Annotated in this window: 25 protein-coding genes and 1 tRNA gene; 20 read left to right on the top strand and 6 right to left on the bottom strand. The window is 28.6% G+C overall.

Annotated features, from left to right (window positions below; all coding sequences use genetic code 11):
* Window positions 1-12: 12 nt before the first annotated feature.
* The 3 genes from C7N44_RS01965 (at window position 13) to holA (ending at window position 3,719) form a co-directional block, all read left to right on the top strand.
* A complete protein-coding gene (locus tag C7N44_RS01965; RefSeq protein ID WP_105956242.1) occupies window positions 13-492 on the top strand; it encodes a ComE operon protein 2 in 480 nt (159 codons plus the stop codon).
* Between the two features lie 159 nt (window positions 493-651).
* On the top strand, window positions 652-2,700 hold the full coding sequence (locus C7N44_RS01960; RefSeq protein ID WP_105956241.1) for a DNA internalization-related competence protein ComEC/Rec2: 2,049 nt from the start codon (window positions 652-654) through the stop codon (window positions 2,698-2,700).
* A complete protein-coding gene (gene holA, locus C7N44_RS01955) occupies window positions 2,697-3,719 on the top strand; it encodes a DNA polymerase III subunit delta (protein WP_225362924.1) in 1,023 nt (340 codons plus the stop codon). The genes C7N44_RS01960 and holA overlap by 4 nt, the downstream gene beginning before the upstream one ends.
* Window positions 3,720-3,790: 71 nt before the next feature.
* Here holA and rpsT read toward each other — a convergent pair whose 3' ends face one another.
* Window positions 3,791-4,042 carry a 30S ribosomal protein S20 gene (rpsT, locus tag C7N44_RS01950; RefSeq protein ID WP_105956239.1) on the bottom strand — a complete coding sequence of 84 codons (252 nt, stop codon included), beginning with the start codon at window positions 4,040-4,042 and terminating at the stop codon, window positions 3,791-3,793.
* Between the two features lie 264 nt (window positions 4,043-4,306).
* Here rpsT and rpsO point away from each other — a divergent pair, with 264 nt between their 5' ends.
* The 8 genes from rpsO to C7N44_RS01910 all read left to right on the top strand — a co-directional run bounded on the left by rpsO (window position 4,307) and on the right by C7N44_RS01910 (window position 12,646).
* The gene (gene rpsO, locus C7N44_RS01945; protein ID WP_105956238.1) at window positions 4,307-4,576 is read left to right on the top strand and encodes a 30S ribosomal protein S15; all 270 of its coding nucleotides are present in this window, start codon (window positions 4,307-4,309) and stop codon (window positions 4,574-4,576) included.
* Window positions 4,577-4,761: 185 nt separating this feature from the next.
* Window positions 4,762-6,483 carry a ribonuclease J gene (locus tag C7N44_RS01940; RefSeq protein WP_105956237.1) on the top strand — a complete coding sequence of 574 codons (1,722 nt, stop codon included), beginning with the start codon at window positions 4,762-4,764 and terminating at the stop codon, window positions 6,481-6,483.
* 9 nt (window positions 6,484-6,492) lie between these two features.
* Window positions 6,493-7,422: a hypothetical protein gene (locus C7N44_RS01935; RefSeq protein ID WP_105956236.1), complete on the top strand. Its 930-nt coding sequence runs from the start codon at window positions 6,493-6,495 to the stop codon at window positions 7,420-7,422.
* 195 nt (window positions 7,423-7,617) lie between these two features.
* On the top strand, window positions 7,618-8,805 hold the full coding sequence (tuf, locus tag C7N44_RS01930; RefSeq protein WP_105956235.1) for an elongation factor Tu: 1,188 nt from the start codon (window positions 7,618-7,620) through the stop codon (window positions 8,803-8,805).
* A 177-nt stretch (window positions 8,806-8,982) separates the two neighbouring features.
* Window positions 8,983-10,287, top strand: coding sequence for a trigger factor (gene tig / locus C7N44_RS01925; protein ID WP_105956234.1), 1,305 nt, complete (start codon window positions 8,983-8,985; stop codon window positions 10,285-10,287).
* Window positions 10,288-10,405: 118 nt separating this feature from the next.
* Window positions 10,406-11,641 (top strand): ATP-dependent Clp protease ATP-binding subunit ClpX, encoded by a 1,236-nt coding sequence (gene clpX, locus C7N44_RS01920; RefSeq protein ID WP_105956233.1) that lies wholly within the window; start codon window positions 10,406-10,408, stop codon window positions 11,639-11,641.
* A 120-nt stretch (window positions 11,642-11,761) separates the two neighbouring features.
* The gene (yihA, locus tag C7N44_RS01915; RefSeq protein ID WP_105956232.1) at window positions 11,762-12,352 is read left to right on the top strand and encodes a ribosome biogenesis GTP-binding protein YihA/YsxC; all 591 of its coding nucleotides are present in this window, start codon (window positions 11,762-11,764) and stop codon (window positions 12,350-12,352) included.
* Window positions 12,353-12,646, top strand: a complete 294-nt coding sequence (locus tag C7N44_RS01910) for a nucleoside triphosphate pyrophosphohydrolase family protein (protein ID WP_105956231.1) — start codon at window positions 12,353-12,355, stop codon at window positions 12,644-12,646. It abuts the gene before it with no gap.
* Between the two features lie 40 nt (window positions 12,647-12,686).
* On the opposite strand, the gene C7N44_RS08055 is transcribed toward C7N44_RS01910, so the two are convergent.
* Window positions 12,687-12,827: an SPJ_0845 family protein gene (locus C7N44_RS08055; RefSeq protein WP_167387276.1), complete on the bottom strand. Its 141-nt coding sequence runs from the start codon at window positions 12,825-12,827 to the stop codon at window positions 12,687-12,689.
* A gap of 91 nt (window positions 12,828-12,918) precedes the next feature.
* Between C7N44_RS08055 and uvrC the strand changes: the two genes are divergently transcribed.
* From uvrC to C7N44_RS01880, 6 genes are all read left to right on the top strand, one after another.
* Entirely contained in the window at window positions 12,919-14,706 is a 1,788-nt protein-coding gene (gene uvrC / locus C7N44_RS01905) for an excinuclease ABC subunit UvrC (RefSeq protein WP_105956230.1), read from the top strand.
* 85 nt (window positions 14,707-14,791) lie between these two features.
* Window positions 14,792-16,090: a GTPase ObgE gene (obgE, locus tag C7N44_RS01900; RefSeq protein WP_105956229.1), complete on the top strand. Its 1,299-nt coding sequence runs from the start codon at window positions 14,792-14,794 to the stop codon at window positions 16,088-16,090.
* Between the two features lie 117 nt (window positions 16,091-16,207).
* Window positions 16,208-17,143 carry a ribonuclease Z gene (rnz, locus tag C7N44_RS01895; RefSeq protein WP_105956228.1) on the top strand — a complete coding sequence of 312 codons (936 nt, stop codon included), beginning with the start codon at window positions 16,208-16,210 and terminating at the stop codon, window positions 17,141-17,143.
* A gap of 13 nt (window positions 17,144-17,156) precedes the next feature.
* Window positions 17,157-19,457, top strand: a complete 2,301-nt coding sequence (recJ, locus tag C7N44_RS01890) for a single-stranded-DNA-specific exonuclease RecJ (RefSeq protein WP_105956227.1) — start codon at window positions 17,157-17,159, stop codon at window positions 19,455-19,457.
* 26 nt (window positions 19,458-19,483) lie between these two features.
* Entirely contained in the window at window positions 19,484-20,002 is a 519-nt protein-coding gene (locus tag C7N44_RS01885; protein ID WP_105956226.1) for an adenine phosphoribosyltransferase, read from the top strand.
* A 37-nt stretch (window positions 20,003-20,039) separates the two neighbouring features.
* A tRNA-Ser gene (locus C7N44_RS01880) sits at window positions 20,040-20,126 on the top strand.
* Between the two features lie 143 nt (window positions 20,127-20,269).
* Here the strand turns inward: C7N44_RS01880 and C7N44_RS01875 are convergent.
* Both C7N44_RS01875 and C7N44_RS07935 read right to left on the bottom strand, forming a co-directional pair.
* Window positions 20,270-21,418, bottom strand: a complete 1,149-nt coding sequence (locus C7N44_RS01875; RefSeq protein ID WP_105956225.1) for a site-specific integrase — start codon at window positions 21,416-21,418, stop codon at window positions 20,270-20,272.
* A 41-nt stretch (window positions 21,419-21,459) separates the two neighbouring features.
* On the bottom strand, window positions 21,460-22,038 hold the full coding sequence (locus C7N44_RS07935; RefSeq protein WP_108723413.1) for a helix-turn-helix transcriptional regulator: 579 nt from the start codon (window positions 22,036-22,038) through the stop codon (window positions 21,460-21,462).
* A 186-nt stretch (window positions 22,039-22,224) separates the two neighbouring features.
* On the opposite strand from C7N44_RS07935, the gene C7N44_RS01865 reads away from it, so the two are divergent.
* Window positions 22,225-22,494: a hypothetical protein gene (locus C7N44_RS01865; RefSeq protein ID WP_105956224.1), complete on the top strand. Its 270-nt coding sequence runs from the start codon at window positions 22,225-22,227 to the stop codon at window positions 22,492-22,494.
* Between the two features lie 429 nt (window positions 22,495-22,923).
* Here C7N44_RS01865 and C7N44_RS01860 read toward each other — a convergent pair whose 3' ends face one another.
* The gene (locus C7N44_RS01860) at window positions 22,924-24,363 is read right to left on the bottom strand and encodes a hypothetical protein (protein ID WP_105956223.1); all 1,440 of its coding nucleotides are present in this window, start codon (window positions 24,361-24,363) and stop codon (window positions 22,924-22,926) included.
* A gap of 132 nt (window positions 24,364-24,495) precedes the next feature.
* Between C7N44_RS01860 and C7N44_RS01855 the strand changes: the two genes are divergently transcribed.
* Entirely contained in the window at window positions 24,496-25,275 is a 780-nt protein-coding gene (locus C7N44_RS01855; RefSeq protein ID WP_105956222.1) for a hypothetical protein, read from the top strand.
* A gap of 216 nt (window positions 25,276-25,491) precedes the next feature.
* Window positions 25,492-25,674 (top strand): hypothetical protein, encoded by a 183-nt coding sequence (locus C7N44_RS01850; protein WP_105956221.1) that lies wholly within the window; start codon window positions 25,492-25,494, stop codon window positions 25,672-25,674.
* Window positions 25,675-25,724: 50 nt separating this feature from the next.
* On the opposite strand, the gene C7N44_RS01845 is transcribed toward C7N44_RS01850, so the two are convergent.
* Window positions 25,725-26,009, bottom strand: coding sequence for a putative quinol monooxygenase (locus C7N44_RS01845; protein ID WP_105956220.1), 285 nt, complete (start codon window positions 26,007-26,009; stop codon window positions 25,725-25,727).
* Between the last annotated feature and the right edge of the window lie 78 nt (window positions 26,010-26,087).

Here is a 26,087-nt window from a genome sequence, read left to right as displayed (position 1 = left end):
AGTGGACATAAAATGAGTAAAAAAAGAATTCCTTGGGATCAATATTTTATGTTACAGGCAGTTTTGTTATCAACTAGAAGTACTTGTAATCGATTGTCAGTAGGTGCTACTTTAGTTAGAGATCGTAGAATTATTGCTGGTGGTTATAATGGGTCCGTTTCGGGTGATGAACATTGTACAGATGTTGGATGCTATATGCGTGATGGTCACTGTATTAGAACTATTCATGCTGAAATGAATGCAATATCTCAATGTGCAAAGTTTGGTGAAGCCACTGATGGATCAGAAATTTATGTGACTGATTTTCCATGCTTGCAATGCACTAAAACTTTATTACAGGCTGGTATTGTTAAGATTAATTATTTAAGAAATTATCATAATGATGAATATGCAAAAGAATTAATTAAACTTAAAAATGTTAAATTGCATAAAGTGGAATTGAATTCTGAAACTATTAATCAAATTAAATTTAGCTCTTATTTACCAAAATAAATTAAAAAATTATATATATTTCCGGCGCTAGTTTGTATATGTATAAGTATTTTATTTTTTGGCAATAAATTTTTAGGAATTATATTGATATTATTATTGTTATTACGTATTTTATGTTTAAGAAATGTAAAAGTATGTTTATTTTCCATAATAATATCAATGTTTTTTTGTTTTGTATGTATTAATCAATTTAACAATGATGAATATTTAAATAATAACACTTCGAATAGTTTTAAATTTTTGATCCATCCGGATCAAATTAAATTTAAATATAATGGATATAGTGGTGTATTTAAAGATATATATTCTAATAGTAAATATTTATTATATGGTAATGATAATTATAATTATTTAAAATCTATTAATAAAAGTTTTTATCTAAATATTCAAGGAGAAATTAAGAATATTAATGAACCCACTAATTTAAACGAGTTTAATGCTAAGGAATATTATCAATCAAATAATGTATATAAGATTATATATATTAAAAAGATATTCAAAGTTAATGTATTAAAAAGTAAAAATATATTTGTCATTCTACATGATTTTAGAAAACAATTATTATGTTACGGTGAGTCTTTACCTAAACCACTAAATCTTTATTTTAATAGTTTGTTTTTAGGAGAAATGAGTGATTCTTTCGCTGAAGAACTTTCCGGCGTTAAGACTTTAGGATTAATTCATTTATTTAGTATTTCGGGATTACATGTTTTTTATATAGTTAGTGTGTTAACTATGATATTTATTCATTTAAGAATTAGTAGAGAACGGTATTTATTATTGTTAATGTTTATGTTGCCTATGTTTTTTATCATTGCAGGGGCGTCAATTGGATTGATGAGATCTATATTATCAGTTGAAATAGGACTTATATTTGGTTTGTTTAAAAATAAAATGGGATCCTTAGATATATGGAGTATAACCATTCTAATAAATCTATTTTTGCAACCGCAAATGTTATTACAGTTTGGGTGTCAATTGAGCTATTTATTATCCTTTGGTCTAATCTATACTAATAAATTTTCTACAATAAAACAGACAATAATGATGAATTTAATTAGTTTGCCCATTATTATTTATAAGTTATTTGAGTGGCATCTTTTAACAATGATAGCTAATTTTATTGTTATACCAATATTTTCTGTTTTTGTGATGCCTATTATTACTTTATCTGTGATTCTCCACCCCATTTTGCCAATTTTTGGAAAATTTACTGCAATGCTTTTACAATTATTTGATAACTTAGTGAATTTTATAGGAACATTACCGGGTAACATTATATTTGGTAAACCAAATATATGTATATGTTTCATTTTATTTCTTATGACTTTATTATTGATCGCCAATTATTCTCATAAAAAGCTACTTCTGTTAATTTTCATTTATGTATCTTTTTACGTCTTTATACATTTTCCATTTTATGGTGAAGTCACAACTTTTGATGTAGGCCAGGGTGATAGCTTTTTAATTAGAGAACCATTTAATAAATCTATTACTATGATTGATACTGGAGGAAAAATACAATTTAATAAATCTAATAAATTTAAATATCAGGCGCCAAGAACCTCTATTAATTATTTGAAAAGTATTGGTATTAATTATATAGATAATTTAGTTTTGACACATCAAGATGCAGATCATACTGGTGATGTATCTAGTATTCTTAGTAAATTGAAAGTTAAAAGGCTGTTTATTGGTATTGGAACTAACAATAATAAAAATTTTATGAGAAAAATATTACCTAATATAATTAATACTCAAGTAACCTTTATTAAAAATGATATGCATATATCTAATTTTCCATTTTATATTTATCATCCTTTTAAATCAGGATTAGGTAATAATGAAGATTCTATTGTTTTAGGCACCAAACAAGGAGGAATTAACTTTTTGTTTATGGGTGATTTGGGTCAAGAGGGTGAGAAAGATATAATTCGTAGATATCCTGATTTGAAAGCTGATGTTTTGAAATTAGGGCATCACGGAAGCAAAAATTCTAGTAGTGATGAATTTTTGCAGTTCATTCATCCTAAGTTATCTATAATATCTGCTGGTAGAAATAATCGATATAATCATCCCAATAAAGATGTTTTGGATAAACTTCATAGATATAATTTATCTTATTTTAATACGCAAGATTCAGGTATGATATCATATAAATATGGTGCTTTTGGAAACTATTGGTCAACAGTTTTAAAAGGAGAATGATTTTGCAAATTAATGAATTATTTCAATCTTTAAATAGTGAAAATACTAAGCCTTTATATTTAATTAAAGGAAAGCAGGGCTATTTAATAAAAAAACTTATAGGTAAATTTCTTTCTTTTATTCCTGAAGATGAAAGAACAATGAATTATGCTAATTATGATATGGAAACGACTAATGTTTCAAATGCTATTGAAGATGCAATGTCATTACCTTTTTTTGGCGAAAAAAGATTAGTTATTATTAATAATCCTTACTTTTTAACAGGGAGTCATGGTAAAGATAAAATAGATCAAGACGTGGATAGCTTTACTAGCTATGTTGATAGTCCTCAAGATAGTACTATTTTGCTAATCATTGCTCCTTATGACAAGTTAGACTCTAGAAAAAAAATAAATAAAGCAATTAAAAAGAATTCTGAAATAATTGATTTAAGTAACATTTCTGAAACTGAAATTAAAAATTACTTGGGTTCTAATGTTAATGATAAGGGTTATAAAATAGAGCAAAATGCGTTAGATAAATTGTTACAAATGACTTCTAATGATTTTTCTAACGCAATGAGTGAGCTATCAAAGTTGTTTTTATACTGTTATAATAATAAATTAATTAGTATTAACGATGTAAATAAAGTTGTTACTAAGTCATTAGATCAGAATGTTTTTGATTTAGTCAATTATGTAATAAATAATAATGTTAATAAATCGATTAATTTATATCATGAATTAATTAATGGAAGTAACGAACCTTTACAAATAAATGCTATATTACTAAGTCAATTTAGATTGTTAATTCAAGTCAAAATTATGGCTAAAAAGGGATATAGTCAAGGCAAACTGGCTAGTAAATTAAAGATTCATCCCTATAGAATTAAATTAGCTTTGCAAACAGTAAAAAAATATAATTATAAAAAATTATCGAGAGCTTATTTAGGGCTTGTAGATATAGAAAAGCAAATGAAGTCTACCCAAAAACCTGCTGATTTGTTATTTGAGATGTTTATGATTAAATTCATTAATTAATTAAAATAAAAGGGCCAACTATATTTAATATAGTTGACCCTTTTTGAAAATATAAAATTATATTTTCTTTATTATTTCATCATTCCAGCTAAACGAGACTTGTTACGTGCAGCCTTATTTGGCTTGATTAAACCTTTTGAGCTTGCATGATCTAAAGCACTAACAGCATTGTTGAATAATTCTTCAAGATTGTCAGCACCCTTATCTTCAGCTTTTTCAAACTTCTTAACAGCAGTTCTCATTTTACTTAATTGAGATGCGTTACGTTTATTTGCTTTTTCGTTTGTTTTAACACGTTCAATAGCAGATTTGATAACAGGCATGAAATTCACCTCCATAAAATATCGAATTTTAACAAAAATCCTCAAATTTCAACGACTTTTATTATACAAAATACAGTATACAAATGCAATAGTATTATCATAATTGCATTTCTTTAAATTTAATATTTTCCTTGATAATTTATTTATAACATAGTAATATTACATATGTAAATGATTACCTAAACTTAGTCTTAACGTTATCTCACTTTACGTATTACTCAGTTTAAGGTATATTTTATATGATTTGAAAGGTGGGAAATGTATATGGCACTTACACAAGCTAATAAAAATGATATTATCAAAAAATATGCTCGTCATGATGGTGATACTGGTTCTGCTGAAGTACAAATTGCTGTATTAACTGCAGATATTACTGAAATTAATAAGCATATGAAGGCTAACAAAAAAGATTTTCATTCACAACGTGGTTTGATGAAGAAAATTGGGCATCGTCGTAATTTATTACGTTACTTACGTAATAAAGATGTTATTCGTTACCGTGATTTAATTAAGAGCTTAGGCTTACGTCGTTAATAAAAAAGAAAGATGGAACTATTTTTTAGTTCCATCTTTTTTTATACATATTATTTTATAAAATTAAAACAGTTATTAAAAAATATAAAATATGATACACTATAATAAGTTATATTTTGTTCGTATTTGGATATTTTAATTTCCAAAAATAAAAGTTGAAATTTGTTTATATCATGAGGTGAATTATGAAAAGTAGTATAAAAATTATTCCCTTAGGTGGCGTTAGGGAAGATGGTAAAAATTTATATGCCGTAGAAATTAATGATGGAATTTATATTTTAGACTGTGGCTTAAAGTATCCTGACAATGGAATGTTAGGAATTGATGTAGTTATTCCTGATTTTTCATACTTAGAAGATAATAAGGATAAGATAGTAGGAATATTTTTATCTAATGGACAAGCTGATTCTATTGGTGCTTTACCATATTTTTTAAGTGAATTTAATGTACCTATCTTTGGCTCAAAATTAACAATTGAATTGGCTAAAAATGCCATCAAGGATAATCCAAACTCAAAGAATTTTGATGATTTTAATGTTATTAATTCGAAAAGTGAAATTATATTTGATGATGTCACTGTTACATTCTTTAAGACTAGCTATTCAATTCCAGATTCTATGGGGATTGTACTTTCAGTTGATGAGGGACAAATTGTATATACTGGAGATTTTAAATTTGATCCTGCTCTTAAGGGTGAATATAGAACTTCATATGGTGACATTGCAAGAGTAGGCGATAAAAAGGTTATTGCTTTATTAAGTGACTCAGAAAATGCTGATAATCCTTATCCAATGGACAGTGAATTAAAAGTTGAAAAATATATTTTTGATGTATTTAAAGACAATGATGAAAGAATCATTGTAGCCGCTAATTCTGCTAACATTTTAAGATTACAACAAGTATTTGATGCTGCTTATAAAACTGATCGAAAAATATATATTGGACATGATTTATCTAAAACTGTGATTGCTGCACTGGATATGGGATATCTTGTATTACCTGATGAAGATATGATTATTCAATCTGTTAAAGAAATGAATGAGTTATCTAAAAATGAAATTGTTATTTTGGAAACCAATCCGGTTGGAGAGCCAATTAAAGTAATTCAAAGAATGGCATCTCAAAAAGAAAAAAGTGTTAATTTAATTTCTGGTGACATTGTTTTAATCACTACTACACCATCACCTGCTTTAGATAATACTATGGCTAAAACTAGAGATATGGTTTATCGAGCTGATGGTGAAGTTAAAACAATTTCTGATGATTTGAATATTTCTAATCATGCTAGTGACGAAGATTTACAAATGCTTATTGATTTATTAAATCCGGAGTATGTTATTCCAGTTAATGGAGAATATATGATGATGGAAGCACATAGACAAACAGCTAACGAACTAGGCATCGATGACCAACATATCCTTTTAATGAATAAGGGAGACGTTGCTGAGTATGATGGTGTAAAAATTCATCGTGGTAGTTCAGTTGAAGCTGGTAATACTATGATTGATGGTATTGGTATAGGAGATATTGGAAATATTGTTCTAAGAGATAGAAAAGTTCTTTCTGAAGATGGAATTTTTATTATTGTTGTTACAATTGATCGTAAGAAAAAATTAATTATATCTAGGCCTAAAATTACTTCCAGAGGATTTATTTATGTTAAATCTAATAAGGAATTGATGAATGAAGCTTCTCAAATTGTTTCTAAAACAATTCAATTAAATTTAGATAATAAAGAATTTGATTGGAGCCATTTGAAACAGGCTGTTAGAGAACAAATTAGTCACTTCTTGTTTGATAAGACAAAACGTAGACCGGTTATACTACCTGTTATTATGGAAGTTAACCAACATCATAGAAGAAATAAGCACAGCTTCAAAAAGCGTTATAGTGAAATTAAAAAATAGGTGTTTTAAATGAACGAAAATAATTCATCTAATAAAGAACTTATCGATGAATCTAAATTAGATATTGAACAAAATAATTTTCAAGAAGCAATTAATAAGTTAATACCCCTTTATGATGGTAAAGAAGGGTTTCCAGTAACAACATTATTAACAAAATGTTATTTTTTTAATAAGCAACTGATTGATGCTAAAAAAGTTGCTTACGATAATGTTAATGATTTCTTGCGCTCATTTTCTGACTTTAAATTATTAATATTAGTTTTAGTAAAGAATAAAGAGTTTATAAAATCTAGAGAAATAGTCGAACAAATTCACTATTTATCCAAAGAGTGGTATGACATTTCTATAAATGTTATTAATAAAGAAGAAAAAATAGTTTTAGAAAATGAACCCGCATATTTAAAAAATGTATCTAATGACTTTTATCATATGAGTTTTAATAAAAACTTATATGAACAAAAAGAAACTTTATTAAAAGGTGAAAAATTACCAATAAATAAATTTGTTAATTATACAAAGTATTTATTATTGGATCCCTTTGTTCAAGAAAATATTAAGTCTGAGTTGATAGATACTTTAAGAAAAATTAATTATCAAGATACTATTAGTATTAGATGGATAGACGATGATGTATATTCAGTTAATATGAAGGAATTAAAACCGTTATCTAAATTAGATTCATACAATAAAATTATGTCTAAACTTGATGATGATTATTCTAATAAAAATCCAATTTTATATTTAAAAGTTAAATCTTATTTTGAATATCAGAGCATTACTTTATATCCTTTAAATGAACAAATCATTAAAAATGTAGATGATTGGTATAATTTATCTATTGATTTATTTTTATCTAATAAAAATAATAAATTTACTAAAAAAAACAATTATTATAAGTTAATATCTCTTATAATTAATAAATTTGATGAAATTAATTAGATTATTGTTAAACTTACAGTAAAAATGCTATTTAAGTGTTTACAAATAAAAATACAGTAGCTATAATATTAAAAGAATTCTTCTTGAGATTGATATGTTATTTTGTCTTTTTGAGAAGATGTAGTATAATAACTCATAAAGATACATTGTATTAATTCAATGTAAATCTTTCGAATTTATAGGAGGTTTTCATAAATGGCAAAAGAACATTATGAAAGAACAAAACCCCATGTAAATATTGGTACTATTGGCCATATTGATCATGGTAAAACTACTTTAACTGCAGCTATCACTAAAGTGCTATCAGAAAAAGGTTTAGCTAGCGCTGAAGATTATGCACAAATTGATGCTGCTCCAGAAGAACAAGAACGTGGTATTACTATTAATACTGCCCATGTTGAATACTCAACTGAAAAACGTCATTACGCTCATATTGATGCTCCAGGACATGCTGACTATGTTAAGAATATGATTACTGGTGCTGCTCAAATGGACGGTGCTATTTTAGTTGTTGCTGCAACTGATGGTCCTATGCCACAAACTCGTGAACATATTCTACTTGCTCGCCAAGTTGGTGTTGAAAATATCGTTGTATTCTTGAACAAGACTGATTTAGTTGATGATGACGAATTAGTTGACTTAGTTGAAATGGAAGTACGTGAATTACTTTCAGAATACGATTACCCAGGTGATGATATTCCTGTTGTTCGTGGTTCAGCTCTTAAAGCATTACAAGACGATCAAGAACAAAAAGATGTTATCTTACACTTAATGGACATCGTTGATGAATATATTCCAACTCCACAACGTGATGATTCAAAACCTTTACTATTACCAGTTGAAGATGTATTTACTATCACTGGTCGTGGTACTGTTGCTTCTGGTCGTATCGATCGTGGTGTTGTTAAAGTTGGAGACGACGTTGAAGTTATCGGTCTTGTAGAAGACATTGTTAAGACTACTGTTACTGGTCTTGAAATGTTCCGTAAGACTCTTGATGAAGGTGAAGCTGGAGATAACGTTGGTATGTTACTTCGTGGTGTAAACCGTGATCAAGTTGTTCGTGGACAAGTTGTTGCTGCTCCTGGTTCAATCAAGACTCATACTGAATTTGAAGCACAAGTTTATGCTTTAAGTAAAGAAGAAGGTGGACGTCATACTCCATTCTTCTCAAACTACCGTCCTCAATTCTATTTCCATACAACTGATGTTACAGGTGTTATTACACTTGAAGATGGTGTAGAAATGGTTATGCCTGGTGATAATGCTAAGTTTAACGTTAAGTTAACTAAGCCTGTTGCTATTGAAAACGGTACTAAGTTCACTATTCGTGAAGGTGGACACACTGTTGGTGCTGGTGTTGTTTCTGGTATTGACGAATAAAAAGAATTTATTCTTTTATTAAGATTCGAAAAGTCTTCTTTTCGAATCTTTTTTTTATTGTTAAGGGGTCAAATTCCCTTTAAATATTTACTTTTTATTGTTCATACGTTAAAATACTTATGTGCGCAATTAGAAGAAAATTGTATTAAATTATATTTTCATGTCGGAGGGAAAATAATGTCTGCAAAATGGGAAAAAAAGGGTACTAATGATGGAGAATTAACATTTGAAATTAGTACTGACAAAATTAAAGAAGGTTTAGATAAAGCCTTTAACAAAAACAAGAAAAATATTAGCATTCCTGGTTTCCGTAAGGGTAAAGTTTCTCGCCAAATTTTTAACGAAATGTATGGTGAAGAAGCATTATACCAAGATGCTTTAAATATTTTACTACCTGAAGCTTACAGTAATGCTGTAAAAGAAGCTGATATTGAACCAGTTGCTCAACCAGAAGTTAATATTGATTCATTAGAAAAGGGACAACCATGGGTTCTAAAAGCTAATGTAACTGTAAAACCAGATGTTGAACTTGGTAAATATGAAGGTGTTGAAGTTGAAAAACCAAACACTCGTGTATACCAAAAAGATATTGATGCTGAAATCGAAAAGAAACGTCAAAATCAAGCTGAATTAGTTCTTAAAGAAGGTAAAGCAGCTGAAAAAGGTGACACTGTAGTCATCGATTTTGATGGATATGTTGACGGAAAAGCATTTGATGGTGGTAAATCAACTAACTATTCACTTGAATTAGGCTCAAATTCATTTATCCCAGGCTTTGAAGATCAATTAATTGGTCATAAGGCTGGCGATGATGTTGATGTTAAAGTTACATTCCCTGAAAACTATCAAGCTAAAGAACTAGCTGGTAAGGAAGCAACTTTTAAGACTAAATTACATGAAGTTAAAGAAAAACAATTACCTAAGTTAGATGATGAATTTGCTAAGGATGTTGATGAAGATGTCGATAGCTTAGATGAATTAAAAGACAAGGTAAAAGCTCAACTTAAGGATCAAAAGAAAACTGATGGTGAAAATCAATTAGAAGATGAGGCTATTAAGTCAGTAGTTGCTAATGCTACTGTTAAAGACATTCCTCAAGCAATGATTGATGAAGATGTTCAACGTCAAATGGATCAATATCTTGCAAATATGCAACAACAAGGTATTAATTCACAAATGTACTTCCAATTAACTGGGACAAAGCCAGAAGACTTGAAGAAACAATTTGCTTCAGGTGCTGAAGAACGAGTAAAAACTAATCTAGTTCTAGAAGCAATTGTTAAAGATGCTAAGATTGAACCTACTAAGGAAGAAATTGATCAACAAGTTAAAGACTTAGCTACTCAATATGGCATGAAAGAAGAAGCTGTTCGTGGTGCTTTGACTGATGACATGTTGAAACATGATATTTCTATCCAAAATGCTGTTAAGATGATTACAGACAATGCTAAGAAAGAACCAAAATCAAAAATGAAAAAATAATTTTTGATTAAAAAGAGTTCAATTAACTTAATTGTTAGTTGGACTCTTTATTTTATTCATAATTATAAGTGTGATATTATTTATTAAGTTAGCTTTATAGCTTAAAGAGGTGAGTTATTTGTTCGAAGATGATAAAAAAGACGGTCCAGTAACTTGTTCTTTTTGTGGTAAATCACAAGATCAAGTAAAGAAAATTGTTGCTGGTCCAGGAGTTTATATTTGTAATGAATGTATTGATTTGTGTAAAGAAATTGTTGATGAGGAACTTTCACAAGAAAATAATGATAAAAATATTAAGGCATTAAGTCCTAAACAAATTGTTGAAAAGCTTGATGAATATGTAATTGGTCAAGATGATGCTAAAAAAACATTGGCTGTTGCAGTTTATAATCACTATAAACGAGTAAATAATTTAGATAGTGATGATGGAACTGATTTACAGAAGAGTAATATTTCTGTAATTGGACCTACTGGCTCTGGTAAGACATATTTGGCACAATCTTTAGCTAAAATTCTTAACGTTCCTTTTGCAATCGCTGACGCTACCACATTAACTGAAGCTGGTTATGTGGGTGATGATGTAGAAAATATTCTATTGAAGTTACTACAAAATGCAGATTTTGATGTAGAACGTGCTGAAAAAGGTATTATCTATATTGATGAAATTGATAAAATTGCCAAAAAGTCAGAAAACGTTTCTATTACTAGAGATGTTTCTGGTGAAGGGGTTCAACAATCATTATTAAAGATTCTTGAAGGTACTGTCGCTAGTGTTCCTCCACAGGGTGGTAGAAAGCATCCACAACAAGAAAATATTCAAATTGATACTAAAAATATTTTGTTTATTGTTGGTGGTGCATTTGATGGTATCCAAGGTATCATTAAGCATCGTTTAGGTGATAAAACTATTGGTTTTGGAACTGATTCTGCAGAGGCAACTGAAATTACTGATGATAATGTTATGCAGCATGTTATTCCAAGTGACTTACTACAGTTTGGTTTAATTCCTGAATTTATTGGTCGTTTGCCTATCTTAACTGCTTTGAAAAAATTAAATGAAGATGATTTAGTTAGAATTTTAAGTGAGCCTAAAAATGCCTTGGTAAAACAGTATACTAAGTTGATGAACTTAGATGGGGTAGATTTGACTTTTAAGCCTGAAGCTTTAAAAGCAATGGCTAAATTAGCTATCGCTAGAAATACTGGTGCCCGTGGATTAAGATCTATTGTTGAAGATACAATGAGAGATGTTATGTATAATGTACCAAGTGATGATAATGTTAAAGAAGTTGTTGTTACTAAAGAAGCAGTTGACGGTGAAAAAGAACCCGATTTAATTTATAATGATAAATAGTTAAAATTAAAACGCCTGCCTAATTATTTAGGTGAGGCGTTTTAATTTCTTTTAAATAATTGGTGATAAAATGTGTTAAAATACATTAAGAACTTTAAATGATAAGGGGAAGTACTACCAATGGACGTAAACAATGTGAATATTGATATTAGTGCAGTAGAGCCTAAACAATATCCTTCAAACGGGTATCCTGAAATTGCTTTAGTTGGTCGCTCAAACGTAGGAAAATCTTCATTAACTAACGTTTTAATTAATCGAAATAGTTATGCAAGAACTTCAAATACTCCAGGTAAAACTCAAACTTTAAACTTTTATAACGTAGATGATAAAATGTTTTTTGTTGATATTCCTGGTTATGGTTATGCTAGAATTTCTAAAAAAGAACGTGAAAAATGGGGACAAATGATTGAAACATATTTGACCACTCGCCGCCAGTTAGATGGTGTTATTTTATTAATTGATGGTAGAAGAAAACCAAGCGATGACGATTTGCAAATGTATGAATTTTTAAAATATTATGACATTCCTACATTAATTTTAGCAACTAAAATGGATAAAACTCCTAAAAGTAAATGGAATAAAGAAACTAGTTTACTAAATAAAACCATCGAACTAAATGAAGACGATGAGATTATGTTGTTTTCTGCTCAAACTAAATATGGTAAGGATGAAGTTTGGCAATGGATTGAAAAACACACGGGGGTAGAATAATTGAATTTTAATGAATATCAAAAAGCTGCTAACAAAACTCTTCGTGGAAATGAACAAGTTTTAACTAACTGTGCATTAGGATTAGGTAGTGAAACTGGACAAGTTGTTGATCTTGTTAAAAAATATACTTTTCATGGTGAAGAGTTAAATCGTGAACAATTAGTTAAAGAAATGGGCGATGTTTTGTGGTATCTATCACAAATAGCTGAATGGAATAATGTTCCTTTCGAAGAAGTAGCCGATTTTAACATTAAACGATTAAATAAGAGAAAAGATGCAATGTTAAAAGATTAAAAAAGGCTTCACAATAATATTATTGTGAAGCCTAATTAGATTATTTGTCTTTTTTCTTATTTTTAGAATCTTTATTTCCTTTTTTGAGGAATTTTTCGCGTTTCTTGTCATTTGAGTCGACTTTTGCTATCTTATCAAACATAGCATTTAAATCGTTATTACGTTGTATATTTAAACTCATAAGTATACATCTCCTTGCTTTTATACGTATATAGTATCAAATTATTGATTGTTTGTCATATTAATTGGATTTATTAATTGAGGTGAGAAATTTGGCCACTCCACATATAGAACATAAATTAAGATTATTGCCAGATTTACCGGGATGTTACTTAATGAAAGACAGACTTGGTAAAATCATCTATGTTGGAAAAGCAAAAAATTTAAAAAATCGAGTTAAATCTTATTTTAAAAGTAGTCATGAAGGGAAAACAGCTAAACTAGTTGCTAATATTCGTGATTTTGAAACAATTATAACCTCTACCAATAAAGAAGCTTTTTTGTTAGAAATAACGCTAATTCATAAATATCGTCCTCATTTTAACATTCAATTAAAACAAGGTAATAGTGGTTACCCTTACATTAAAATTACTAAAGAAAGAGATCCACAAATTAAAATTGTTAATCACATTAAGCATGATGGTGGTTATTACTTTGGTCCTTATCCTAATGTATACGCTGCTGATGAAACTTTACATTTTCTACAAAAAGTATATCCTTTGAGAAGATGTAATGGTTATCAAAATAGGCCATGTTTGTATTATCATATGGGGCAATGTTTAGGCGCTTGTTTTAAAAAAGTTCCTAAGTCTGTATACGATGAACAAATTAGGCATATTAAATCATTCTTGAATGGAAATGTTGGAATTGCTAAAAAAATGCTTACTTCTAAAATGTTAAAAGCATCTGAAAATATGGAATATGAAAGGGCTGCTGAAATAAGAGACCAATTAAAATATATTGAAATTACTGTTGAAAAGCAGAAAATCATTTCTAACGATACAACTCCACGAGACATCTTTAATTACTATGTTAATGATGGTTGGATTTCTATCCAAATATTCTTTATTCGACAAGCTAGATTGCTTAAGCGCATTAAAAGGACATTTCCAATTATTGATTCTCCAGAAGAAGAAATGGATAATTTTATTGCTAGCTTTTATTCCCAGGAAAATCAACCTTTACCCAGTGAAATCCTTGTTCCTAAAAAATTAGATAAAGATATGATTTCAGAAGCTTTGGATTCACCAGTTAGAGTACCAAAACGTGGTCAGAAGAAAGACTTACTAGATATGGCTTATAAAAATGCTAAATTAGTTTTAGATGAAAAATTCAGACTAATGGAATTAGATAATATTAAAACTGTCGGTGCAATGGAAGATTTGTGTAATTTATTAAATATTCCCCATGGTCATCGAATTGAATCATTTGACCATTCTCATATTCAAGGTGCTGATTTAGTGTCTGCAATGGTTGTTTTTGATGATGGTAAGCCCAATAAGAATGAATATCGTAAGTATAAACTTAGAAATGAAGATCATGCTGATGAAGCTGCTAGTACACGCGAAGTTATTAGGAGACGATATAGTTATCTTTTAAAGGCTCATTTGCCATTACCAGATTTAATATTGATGGATGGTGGAGTTATCCAATTGAATGCGGTTAAGGATGTTTTAGAAAATGAATTGAATTTACAAATTCCAGTAGCTGGGATGGTCAAAAATGATAAGCACAAGACTGCTGATTTATTATTTGGTCAATTAGATGAACATGTTTATTTGAATCCTAAAAGCCAAGCATTTTATTTAGTTCAGAGGGTTCAAGATGAGGTTCATAGATTTGCCATTAACTTTCATAGAAAAGTTCATACTAAGCATTCGTTAAGTTCGGAACTAGATAATATTGATGGTGTAGGACCTAAGACTAGAAATAAATTACTAAGAGAATTTGGATCTTTAAATAACATTTCTGATTCACCAATTTCAAAGATTGAAGCTTTAGGGATATCGCATAAGGTTGCTCAGAATATTAAATTCACCTTAACCAAAGTAAAAAAATAATTGCGAATTATATTGAGTTCTTTACGTTAAATATAAATGTCGTTATACTCAATAAATAAAAGAAAAAGTAGAGTTGATATAAAATATGTTTGTTGATCAAGTTAAAATAAATGTAAAAGCTGGTAATGGTGGTAATGGAATCGTTGCCTTTAGAAGAGAAAAGTTTGTTCCAAACGGTGGACCTGCTGGTGGTGATGGTGGACATGGTGGAAGTGTTATTTTTGCTGTTGAAACTGGTATGAGTACATTAATGGATTTTCATTACAAACGTAAATTTGTTGCGGATCGTGGTGCTGATGGTGGAAATAAAAAGATGACTGGTCGTAGTGCTGATGACTTAGTCGTATATGTACCTGAAGGGACCTCTATTTATGATAATGATACTAATAAGCTTCTTTATGATTTAGTTGATAAAGGTGATAGCTATGTTGTTGCTGCTGGCGGCCGTGGTGGTCGTGGTAATACTCATTTTGCTTCAGCTAAAAATTCTGCCCCTGAAATTGCTGAAAATGGTGAACCTGGTGAAGAACTTAGTGTTAGATTAGAATTAAAAGTTCTAGCTGATGTAGGATTGGTAGGATTTCCTTCTGTCGGTAAATCTACATTATTATCTACAATAACTAGTTCTAAACCTAAGGTTGCACAATATCATTTTACGACATTAGTTCCTAACTTAGGAATGGTTAAATTAGACGATGGTAGAGATTTTGCTGTAGCTGACTTACCAGGTTTAATTGAAGGTGCATCTTCTGGTGTTGGTTTAGGTTTTCAATTTTTGCGTCATGTTGAAAGAACTAGAGTCATTTTACATTTAGTTGATATGAGTGGGCAAGAAGGTCGAAATCCGATTGAAGATTACCAAAAAATTAATGAAGAATTATCTAAATATGATAGTAATCTTTTAAAAAGACCACAAATTATTGTTGCAACTAAGATGGATATGCCAGACTCTGAAGAAAACTTAAAAGAATTTAAAGATGCTTTATCTAATAAAAATGATAATGCTTATGAAATAATTCCAATTTCTTCTATAACTCATAGTGGTTTGAGTACATTAATAAGTGAAACAGCTGAATTATTAGATAAAACTCCTAAATTCCCTATTACTGATACAGAAGAACCAGTTGAAGATGAATCAGAGTACAAATTCAATGCTGATGAAAAGCCATTTGAGATTAGTAAAGATGAGGATGGTAATTGGATCTTATCTGGTAAGAAAATTGAAAAGTTGTTCAAGATGACAGATACTACTCATGATCAAAGCATGTTGCGATTTGCAAGACAACTTCGTGGTATGGGTGTTGACGATGCCTTAAGAAAAGCTGGAGCTGAAAATGGTGATTTAGTTTCGATTCTTGATTTCACATTTTCTTATGTAGATTAGCATTTAAAGATGGGAATTAATCCCATCTTTTTTTATGTATTGAAATATATCTTTATATGCTACAATTTATATTAGTGATTTTTTTAGATACGAATAAATAAAAAGGAATAGATTTTTATGCAATTAGAATTTTTAGGAACTGGTTCTGGTGTACCAGGTAAATTTAGAAACGTTTCAGCAACAGCCTTAAAACTACTCGATGAGTGTAACTCAGTTTGGTTATTTGACTGTGGTGAAGGTACTCAACAACAAATTTTACGTTCTAATTTGAAGCCACGTAAAATTAATAAAATATTTATTACTCATTTACACGGTGATCATATTTTTGGGCTACCAGGCTTATTAAGTTCTCGTTCATTTCAGGGAGGAAATACACCTGTTACTATTTATGGCCCTAAGGGAGTTAAAGATTTTGTTGAAATTAGTTTAAGAGTTTCTCAAACTAAATTATCTTACAAAATTAATTATGAAGAGTTTAATGAACCAGGAGTTTTATTAAATAACAAACAATTTGAAGTTTATGCTGATCGTTTAGATCATCAAATTGAATCTTTTGGCTATCGTGTAGTAGAAAAAGATCATCAAGGAGAACTATTAGTTGATAAATTAAAAGCAGCTAAAATACCTTCAGGACCTGTTTATGGTAAGTTGAAAAATGGTGAAACGGTCACTCTGGATGATGGTAGAACTATCGATGGAAACGAGTTTATTGGTGAATCTCAAAAAGGAAGAATTATAACTGTTATCGGTGATACTAGAAGTAATCCTAATAGTTATAAATTAGCTGAGAATGCTGATGTATTAGTACATGAGAGTACTTTTGGTAAAGGTGAAAGCAGATTAGCGCATAATTATTATCATTCAACTAATATGCAAGCAGCTAAATTAGCTAAAAAAGCAAATGTGGGTAAATTGCTTTTAACTCATATTTCAGCAAGGTACACTGGGAAAATGGCTAGAGAATTACAAAAACAAGCGCAGAGTATTTTTAACAATACTAGAGTGGTTAAGGATTTTGATGTAATAGATGTACCCTTTGAAAAAAACAATTAAAGGATGAAATATAATGATACCTGCAAAATTCGATTGGCAATTAAATAAAAATATAGTGAATGATGAACAAAAAGACATTGCTAAAGAATTAGGAATTAGTACATTAATAATTTCAATTTTATTTAGTCGTGGTTATAAGAATATTGATGATATTAAGTCGTTTTTAACACCACAAATTAATAATTTACGTGATCCTTACATGATGCATGATATGCAAAAAGCATGTGATCGAATAAAAAGGGCAATTGAAGATAATGAAAAAATTACGGTTTATGGTGATTATGATGCTGACGGAATTACTAGCACTTCTGTTATGTATGAAACTTTAGTTAATTTAGGTGCTAACGTAACATATTTTATTCCTAATCGATTTAAAGATGGATATGGACCTAATCCGCAAAAATATAAAGAAATTATTAGTGATGGAACAAGCCTGATTGTGACCGTTGATAATGGGATATCTGGTAATGACTCTGTTAGCTTGGCAAATAAGATGAACTGTGATGTTATCATTACAGATCATCATAAAATTCCTGATGTTATTCCGGAGGCATATGCCATTGTACATGCTAGATATCCAGGGGATGAATATCCTTTCGGAGATTTCTCTGGAGTGGGAATAGCTTTTAAAGTAGCAACCGCATTATTAGAAGAAATACCTGAAGAATATTTTGATTTAGCCGCAATTGGGACAGTGGCTGACTTAGTATCTTTGACTGATGAAAATCGCATCTTAGTAAAATATGGTCTACAAGAATTATCAGATACCCAGCGTCCAGGATTAATGCATCTTGAGAAATTAGCGGGTTTGAAAGCTGATAATATTAATGAACAAAGTATTAGCTTTGGCTTAGCGCCCCGTTTAAATGCGTTAGGTAGAATTAGCGATGCTACAACTGGGGTAGAACTATTGACTACCTTTGATGATGATTTGGCTGATGAATTAAGTCACAATACTGAAAATGAAAATAAGAAAAGAAGAAAATTAGTCGATGATATTTTCTTACAGGCATCTGAAATGGCAGCAAAAAATATAGATAAACATACAATTGTTGTATATGGCGATAATTGGCATGAAGGTGTCGTAGGAATTGTTGCTAGTCGTTTGGTTGAAAAATATAATAAACCAACTATCGTTATAAGTCATAATCCTGAAACTGGTATATATAAAGGCTCAGGTAGGAGCGTTGAGGGCTTTGATCTATTTGAAGCTATAAATGGTATTCGTGATAATATGGCTTCATTTGGTGGTCATAGTATGGCAATTGGATTGAGTATTGAAAGTGATAATTTAAGTGCATTAATTAATCACTTTGAAAATTATGCTGTTAATAATGGTATTGAAAAATTGCAAAAAACTAAATTACCAATTGCTAAAAAAATACAAGTTAACGATGTTACTCAAAAATTATTTGATAATTTACAATTATTATCACCTTTTGGTACTGATAATGAATATCCAATTTTTGAATTTGAACCACAAATTATTACCAATGTTAAAACCATGGGAAAAAGTAATGAACACTTAAAATTTCAAATGGTTGATAATAATTCAAAAATTAATGTTTTAGCTTTTAAAAATGGTAAATTAGCTAGTCACTTAGATTCATTATTTGATTGTGTTCACGTTGCAGGTCATTTAGAGAAGAATACTTGGAAGGGCAGAACTACAATTCAAGTTATGAATGATGATATCTATAGTGATAATGTTGAAATAACTGATTTGAGAACCAATCAATTAAAAAAGTCGATGTTTCAATATAGCAATTCATTATATGTTTTCTTTCATGAAAAAGTATATAATAAAATATTGCCCTTTATAGGAAATAATTCTGAGGCATGCTTATATAATAATTTGTCTTTAGAGGATAATTTTGATAATATAATATTTGTTGATTGTCCAGATTCTTTTGAAAACTTTATTTTAGCTTTGAATGCTATTAGTAAAAATAATAATTTAATTTTTTATCTTTATAATAATATTTTAGGTGAAATGCCTACCAGATCACAATATGCTGATTTGTTTAGGTTTGTTGAAGGTCACAAAAATATTAAAATATATGATGATATTGATTTATTAAGTAATTATTTGAAAATTAATAAGAGCAATTTAACTTTTATGATTAATGTATTCAAAGAATTAAATTTTATTTCAATTGAAAATGGTATTATGAATGGTAATCGTAATCCTGAATCAAGCGATATAACTTTAACTAAAAGTTATATTCTTAGAAAGCATCAGTTAACTGTTAAGAAAAAATTGTTAGATGTTGATACTACAACTTTGAATAAAGTTATTCGTAGTTGCTTTTGATGGGATGAAAGGAAGTTATTTAACCAATGGCACTTGATTTGTATAAATATGTTGCTAGTTATGACAATTTTCCAGAAAAAGGAGTTACTTTTAGAGATATTTCTCCACTTATGGAAAATGGTGAAGCATATCATGAGGCTACAGATAAAATTGTCAGATATGCAAGAGATAAGAAAGTGGATTTAGTTGTTGGTCCTGAAGCTCGTGGTTTTATTGTTGGTTGTCCAGTAGCTTATGATTTAGGTATTGGATTTGTGCCTGCAAGAAAAAAGGGTAAACTTCCAGGCAAGGTTATAGGGGCGTCTTATGGATTAGAATATGGAAAATCATCTTTATACATTCATGCTGATGCTGTTAAACCAGGTCAAAGAGTTTTAATTACCGATGACTTATTAGCAACTGGTGGAACTATCGAGGCTACCATTGAATTAGTTGAAAAATTAGGTGGTATTGTTGTTGGAACAGCTTTTATCATTGAAATTTCTGAATTAAAAGGTCGAGATAAGATTAAGGACTATGATCTTTTAAGTCTTTTACAATATTAAAATTATTTATGATGTGACTTGTTCACATCGTTATTATGGAGAGTTGGCAGAGCGGTAATGCATCGGACTCGAAATCCGACGAACCGGTTTTTCCGGCGGGCAGGTTCGACTCCTGTACTCTCCTTAAAGCAGTATTCATACATGTTCATAAACTGTCAAAATCATTGGTAAATCAACTTTATCAATGATTTTTCTATTTATATGAGTTCATTATTTTAACATCAAAGGGTAGTCAGTGGGGCATTCAAAAGGGCATTCAATTTTTAACTAAAAATTAAGGTAATTAGTAAGCTTTTTGACAGCATCTTTATTTTGGTTGTTAGTAACGTGCGTATAGATGTTCATTGTAGTTTGTACATCTTCATGCCCTAAACGCTCCTGTACCTCTTTTATTGAAGCTCCAGCTGCAAATAATGCAGAGGCATGTGTATGTCTAAATCCATGCACAGTAATTTTCTTTAAATTATGATCCTTTATAATCTTACTTAACCATTTTCCAGGAGTATTTAAACTTTTATGCGTGTTGTTATTAGTTGTAAATACTAATTGTGATTTATTGATGGTATTAAATCCATACTTTAAAAATAATTTTCTTTGTTTCATATGCCATTCTTTTAAATAATTGATAGTTAATTTATCTAAAATAATGGTACGTCTACCTTTACGTGTCTTAGGTGCCTGTACGATTTGTTTACCTTTAATACCTTGCGTTAGAGTTTTATTTACTCTTAAAGTGTTTTCGTTGAAGTTAATATCACCCCAGGTTAAAGCTAAACATTCGCCACGTCTAATACCAGTGAATGCCAGGACACGAAATAGTGTAAACTTTTCTGTATTTTTGTCTTTATCAATATATTTAAAAAATTCCATTAATTGATTTTTAGTCCAAAAATTAGCAGGCTTATCTCCTGAAACAGGTTTACGTCTGGGTAATGTTACCATTTTACAGGGGTTCTTTGATATATATTCTTGTTTCATAGCATAGTCAAATACCATGGATGAATAGTAATACCATTTTTTACTATTATTAGGTGCAAATTTAAACCATTTATTGACTGCAATTTGTACATCATTAGGTTTAATCGTTTCTATCTTTTTATTACCTAGTGATGGCAAAATGTGATTTTTAAACATACCAATAGATCTTGCCCATGTAGAAACACGGACAGTATTTTTATATGATGGGAACCATTCTTTATATACATCCAAGAATTTAATATTAGTTTGTTTTTTTAAGTCACCTTGAGCAATTTGAATTTCTAATTTAGATGCTTCTAAATTGGCTTCTTTTTTTGTCTTAAAACCTCTTCTAGTGGTTCTCATCTTTTTCCCAGTTTGTTTATCTAATCCTAAATAAACTTGGAAACTATATCTTATTTTATTATCTTTGTTTTTATATTTCTTAATACTTGCCAAATTATTTCATCTCCGTACATCCGTGGGGGCGGTATGTATTTTTAGAGATTCTTTAAATCTTTTACAGCATTATATATTTTATTAATTTGTTCATTGTTAAACTTGCTAATATTATCATCAATATATGTTTTCCTTGAAAGAAAAATTTTATAGTCATCATATGATTCAAAAAAATTAATTTTGTCAAAAGCCACTCGAGGAGATATATTTAATATTTCCAAACTTTTGTTTAAAAAAGAGTCTTTAATATTTATGAAATTTCTTTTTTCATATCTGCTTAACTGCATTGTTGAAATACCAACATAATTTGCCCATGTAGACTTTTTAATGTGTAATTCTTTACGTCTATTCTCAAAAACTTCTACAATATTTTTGTTTAATGGACCTACTTTATGGGTACCTTTTTCACCATCATTTAGTAATTCGAAAATAGTTGTATCACCAATTTCTGCAATTGCTTTTAAACGCTTATTGTTAGGTAAGTTTCTTTCTTTTTCCCAGTTATTTACAGTTCCTTTACTAAAATTATCATTTATTTTTTTGTTTAATAGATCTGCAAATCCTTGTTGACTTAATCCAAGACGGTATCTAATATTTTTAATTTTATTTCCTGTACTCATATACTCATCTCCTTAATATTATTATAATGAACATATATGATATGTAAAGTATAGTAAAGAAAAATGTTGAAAATGTTTTGAACATGTATTAACATTGTTTTTGAAGAAATGATTATTTCTTCTTTATTTTTAAATTTAAGTAAAGAAAAGTATAGCTATAAGTTATAAAAAGAAGGGGAGATTGGAATGTTAGTACAATTACCAAAAAATCAGGCAACCGAAATTTACCATAGTATTAACGGTATCCTGAATAAAGCAATTGACGATGCAAAAAAAGAAGCAGGTATAGATAGCCCTTGGATTAAGGGTAAGTTAGCTGCTTCTAAATGGTTAGGAGTTAGTCGGAATTCTTTAGATAAATTAATGAAGTATGGATTACCTGTTCATTTCATAGAAGATATGGACATTTGCTTTTTTAACAAACAAGAAATAACTAAATATTTATTAGAAAAATAATTATCCGTGGGGGCGGGAATTATAAAGCATCTATAATAAATAAGTTATTTTTATAATGGAATAAAATATTGTGGAAAATCAGCTATCAAAGAAATTAAAAAATAATTGCCGTTGGGAATGGTAGTATATAAAAAGGAGTTACCAATTATGACTTAAAAGATTGGACCTTATGTCTAACTCTTTTAGTCGGTTTATATGGTAGCTCCTTTATTTTTTTGAAAACTATTGTATAATGTAACAATAGTTATATACATTTGAAAGAGGGGGTAGTGATTGTGATTAAACAAATTCAAAAAATCTTTGGATACTCTAATGTATTTTCTGTTATTTATTTGATACTATTCATTATAAGGGCTCCTCAAGTTTTAAGCATAACTATACCTATAATATTAATTGTCATGTTTGTAAGAATTAAGCCTTTAAAAAATTCTAATTATCCTTTTGATTTTTCTCTGAATATTTGTTTCCAATTCCATCACTAGTTATGTTCATTTTGTGAGATATATTTTCTACACTATCTTTTTCATTTTTAGATAGTGTTTTTATTTTATCTTCCACCGTTATATTTTTTTCTTCTTGATTTCCTTTTTTATTTTTTATGGATTCTAACTCATTTTCAAGCTTTGTATTTTTAATTTGTGTTTTTAGCCTATTTTCTTTGTATATAACATGACCAAGTAATCCTTCTTTTCTTAATAATCCGGTTAATTTAACATTAAACTTTGCTTTTCCTATCTTAATTCCGTTAATTTTTCCGGCAACTAATGAGGTTAAAATTATCGAAGATGTTATTAGAGGTAATGAATAATTCCAATTAGTAAATAATTCTATAATACCAGGACTTTGAACTTTTTGTTTTTGATTTATATACTTGTTATCTTCTTTAGTTATACTTTTAATTGCTTGTTGAAATTCTAACCATTCATCAGAGGTTATTGAATCATTGGTTTTTATGTTAAGTATTGAATGTATCTCTCCTTTGTATAAATAAAGATTGCTTATTATTGTATTTATACTTTTCGCATTTTCATCTATATTGAATATAGCTTTATGTGCGGTTTTAATCCAATATAATTTGTCAGGAAGGTCTTTAAGATCTATTCTTTTAATCCAATGAATTTTTCTTTTTTTGTTGAAATCAGAAGTTATATATTCTGATCCAATTTCTCTATGTTCTATTGTATCCTCAAATATATCGCTATCTATATAACCTATATGAAAACCATTAGTTCTCTTTTCTGGAATTAATAAAATATCTCCAACTTTCATATTATTTATAAAGTCTAAGCTTTTAACAGCCTGAATAGAACTAGACCTTTTTATGGAAGTCATTTCCTCATCTGTAAGACTTTGCTTTTCTTTTTCATCTTTATATATTAGCTTTTTATCGTCTTCTTTTATTTTTTTCATTTTATTAAAAAATATTGATTTATATTTTTGTTCTAACTCTAAATTTATTAATTCTTGATATTGAACTTGTATTTTGTTTTTTATTTTTTTATTTTGTAAAATTTTATTAACTTCACTATCTATTTCTGAATCATTTAATTCAAGAAGAAATTCAATTTCTTTGTCAGATATGTCATGCTTTATTAGAACTTTTTTATTTTTTTCTATAATTGCATTTTTTAACATTTCTTTTTGTTTATTATATATATTTTCTTTTATATTCTTATTGTTTTCTATAACTTCTGCTTTAATTTTTTTTAAATATTTCAAAGTGAATCCATCATTTGCAATTCCTATATAATTATTTATATAAAAATCTGTTAAATATCTTGCCCCAGTTCCCGCTCTAAAAAACCAGTATTGTGTATCGTCATTAATTTTTGTAATATTAACAACTTGTTCATATTCTTTTTCTTTCATTTTAGTACTCCTATAAAATAATTATTATCATTTTATCACAAAATATGCGAACAATATATTTAAATTATACATATATTGTGTATAATTAATAGATGTCACTTAAAATGTATATTATTATAAGGAGATGTTTATTTGAAGTTTCATGATCACAATAATATTAACAACAGTACTTTAAATGATAATTCTGTTCACAATGTTACCAAGAATTATTTATATACAGGTGTACCCAGTAATGGTGGTAATGGGAATGGTGGTAATGGGAAAAAACCTTGGACTGCAAAATTAGCTGATACTATACTAGAAGTACTTGATAAAATGTTTAACTTTAATGATACTTCAGATATATTTGAGGGTCTTCTTCTTGGTTTGTTTTTTCTTGCGTTTTTACTTATTTTGCCAGGTATTATATGGTGGTTTGCTGTTTTATCTTGTTTAGTATCTATATTGTATTACTTTGTTATGAGATATTTTAAGAAGATGGCTATAAACATTCATTTATATTTGAATCAATTATTTTATTTATTGATATTGATTTTATTGAGATTTAACACTTCACATTTTGCTAAAATGTTTTTTTACAAGACTAATATATTCAAACACATTAACTATAATTCAAAACACTTATTTGAAAAAAGCTTAATAAAAAATTTTTGCAATAATATGTCAGATAATATATCTAATCTTTTACACATCTTTAAAAGTTTTAATAATTTTGGATTTGTACTTTATGGAATTATAAGTTTAACATTAATTGTAGTTTGTTTAATTCAATCACTAAGGATTACTGCTGAAAGAACTAATTTTAGTAAAAAATGCATTAGATTTTATATTACATATGTAGTTATTATATTTATAATTATTTTTAATAATGGACTACTTTCAAAACTATTTTCATTAATCAATAAAAATTAAAAAATAGTCACCTTATCCACATTCGGATAGATCGGGTACTATTTTATTTTTTATACCAATGAACTATTAGTTGTCATTGATTCATATTTATAATAACTTGAATCATGAGAATTAATAACCACGTTTAGACTTATTTTCAAATTATTTTAGATGGCCTAGCTCCATATATTTATTAGTATGTTATCCTTAAATATAAGAAATAAGGAGGAATTTACTTTGAGAAAAACTACAATATCTACTATCATGCTTGCGGTTATTATAATAATTGGATTTATCCAATTAATGTCTCGTAATTTACCAATAAATGACTGGCATTGGACTGCATTCTTTATATTTACTGCCATTATCATAATTCCAACTATGTTTCGCTTATTCAAGAAAAATAAGCAATATAAATAATAAAGCCACCTTATCAAAATTTAGTGATAGGGTGGTTTTTCATATTAAATCTATTTTTCATTTAAGAACAATAGTTCAGGCTTTTCGGTAACAAATTCTCCAATATGTTCTTGGAAATTTATTAAATGTTTAGTTTTTAAATGAGCATCTAAGTCTTCTTGGTTATCCCAATGTTCTAAGATTAAATATTTGTTTTTGTCGTTAGTATCTTGATAATGAGCATATGACAAGTTACCCTTATCTTTCAATGACTTATTTACTAAATCATTAATAAATTTTAGATATTCAGCTTTTTTGTTAGGATTAACAGTCATTCTTACGTTTACTACGATCATGAAAAACACTCCTTAATTTTTATTAAAGATTATTGTATAGCAATTTGCAAAGGTAATACAAACAAAAAGCAATATACA

It is taken from the genome of Apilactobacillus quenuiae, assembly GCF_002994005.1.
GTDB lineage: Bacteria > Bacillota > Bacilli > Lactobacillales > Lactobacillaceae > Apilactobacillus > Apilactobacillus quenuiae.
This window is presented reverse-complemented; position numbering and strand designations above follow the sequence as displayed.

Excerpts from the sequence above, each read along its gene's own strand:
- C7N44_RS01965 (WP_105956242.1), top strand. The coding sequence starts at position 13 with ATGAGTAAAAAAAGAATTCCTTGGGATCAATATTTTATGTTACAGGCA.
- C7N44_RS01960 (WP_105956241.1), top strand. The coding sequence starts at position 652 with ATGTTTTTTTGTTTTGTATGTATTAATCAATTTAACAATGATGAATAT.
- holA (WP_225362924.1), top strand. The coding sequence starts at position 2,697 with ATGATTTTGCAAATTAATGAATTATTTCAATCTTTAAATAGTGAAAAT.
- rpsT (WP_105956239.1), bottom strand. The coding sequence starts at position 4,042 with ATGCCTGTTATCAAATCTGCTATTGAACGTGTTAAAACAAACGAAAAA.
- rpsO (WP_105956238.1), top strand. The coding sequence starts at position 4,307 with ATGGCACTTACACAAGCTAATAAAAATGATATTATCAAAAAATATGCT.
- C7N44_RS01940 (WP_105956237.1), top strand. The coding sequence starts at position 4,762 with ATGAAAAGTAGTATAAAAATTATTCCCTTAGGTGGCGTTAGGGAAGAT.
- C7N44_RS01935 (WP_105956236.1), top strand. The coding sequence starts at position 6,493 with ATGAACGAAAATAATTCATCTAATAAAGAACTTATCGATGAATCTAAA.
- tuf (WP_105956235.1), top strand. The coding sequence starts at position 7,618 with ATGGCAAAAGAACATTATGAAAGAACAAAACCCCATGTAAATATTGGT.
- tig (WP_105956234.1), top strand. The coding sequence starts at position 8,983 with ATGTCTGCAAAATGGGAAAAAAAGGGTACTAATGATGGAGAATTAACA.
- yihA (WP_105956232.1), top strand. The coding sequence starts at position 11,762 with ATGGACGTAAACAATGTGAATATTGATATTAGTGCAGTAGAGCCTAAA.
- C7N44_RS08055 (WP_167387276.1), bottom strand. The coding sequence starts at position 12,827 with ATGAGTTTAAATATACAACGTAATAACGATTTAAATGCTATGTTTGAT.
- obgE (WP_105956229.1), top strand. The coding sequence starts at position 14,792 with ATGTTTGTTGATCAAGTTAAAATAAATGTAAAAGCTGGTAATGGTGGT.
- rnz (WP_105956228.1), top strand. The coding sequence starts at position 16,208 with ATGCAATTAGAATTTTTAGGAACTGGTTCTGGTGTACCAGGTAAATTT.
- recJ (WP_105956227.1), top strand. The coding sequence starts at position 17,157 with ATGATACCTGCAAAATTCGATTGGCAATTAAATAAAAATATAGTGAAT.
- C7N44_RS01885 (WP_105956226.1), top strand. The coding sequence starts at position 19,484 with ATGGCACTTGATTTGTATAAATATGTTGCTAGTTATGACAATTTTCCA.
- C7N44_RS07935 (WP_108723413.1), bottom strand. The coding sequence starts at position 22,038 with ATGAGTACAGGAAATAAAATTAAAAATATTAGATACCGTCTTGGATTA.
- C7N44_RS01865 (WP_105956224.1), top strand. The coding sequence starts at position 22,225 with ATGTTAGTACAATTACCAAAAAATCAGGCAACCGAAATTTACCATAGT.
- C7N44_RS01860 (WP_105956223.1), bottom strand. The coding sequence starts at position 24,363 with ATGAAAGAAAAAGAATATGAACAAGTTGTTAATATTACAAAAATTAAT.
- C7N44_RS01845 (WP_105956220.1), bottom strand. The coding sequence starts at position 26,009 with ATGATCGTAGTAAACGTAAGAATGACTGTTAATCCTAACAAAAAAGCT.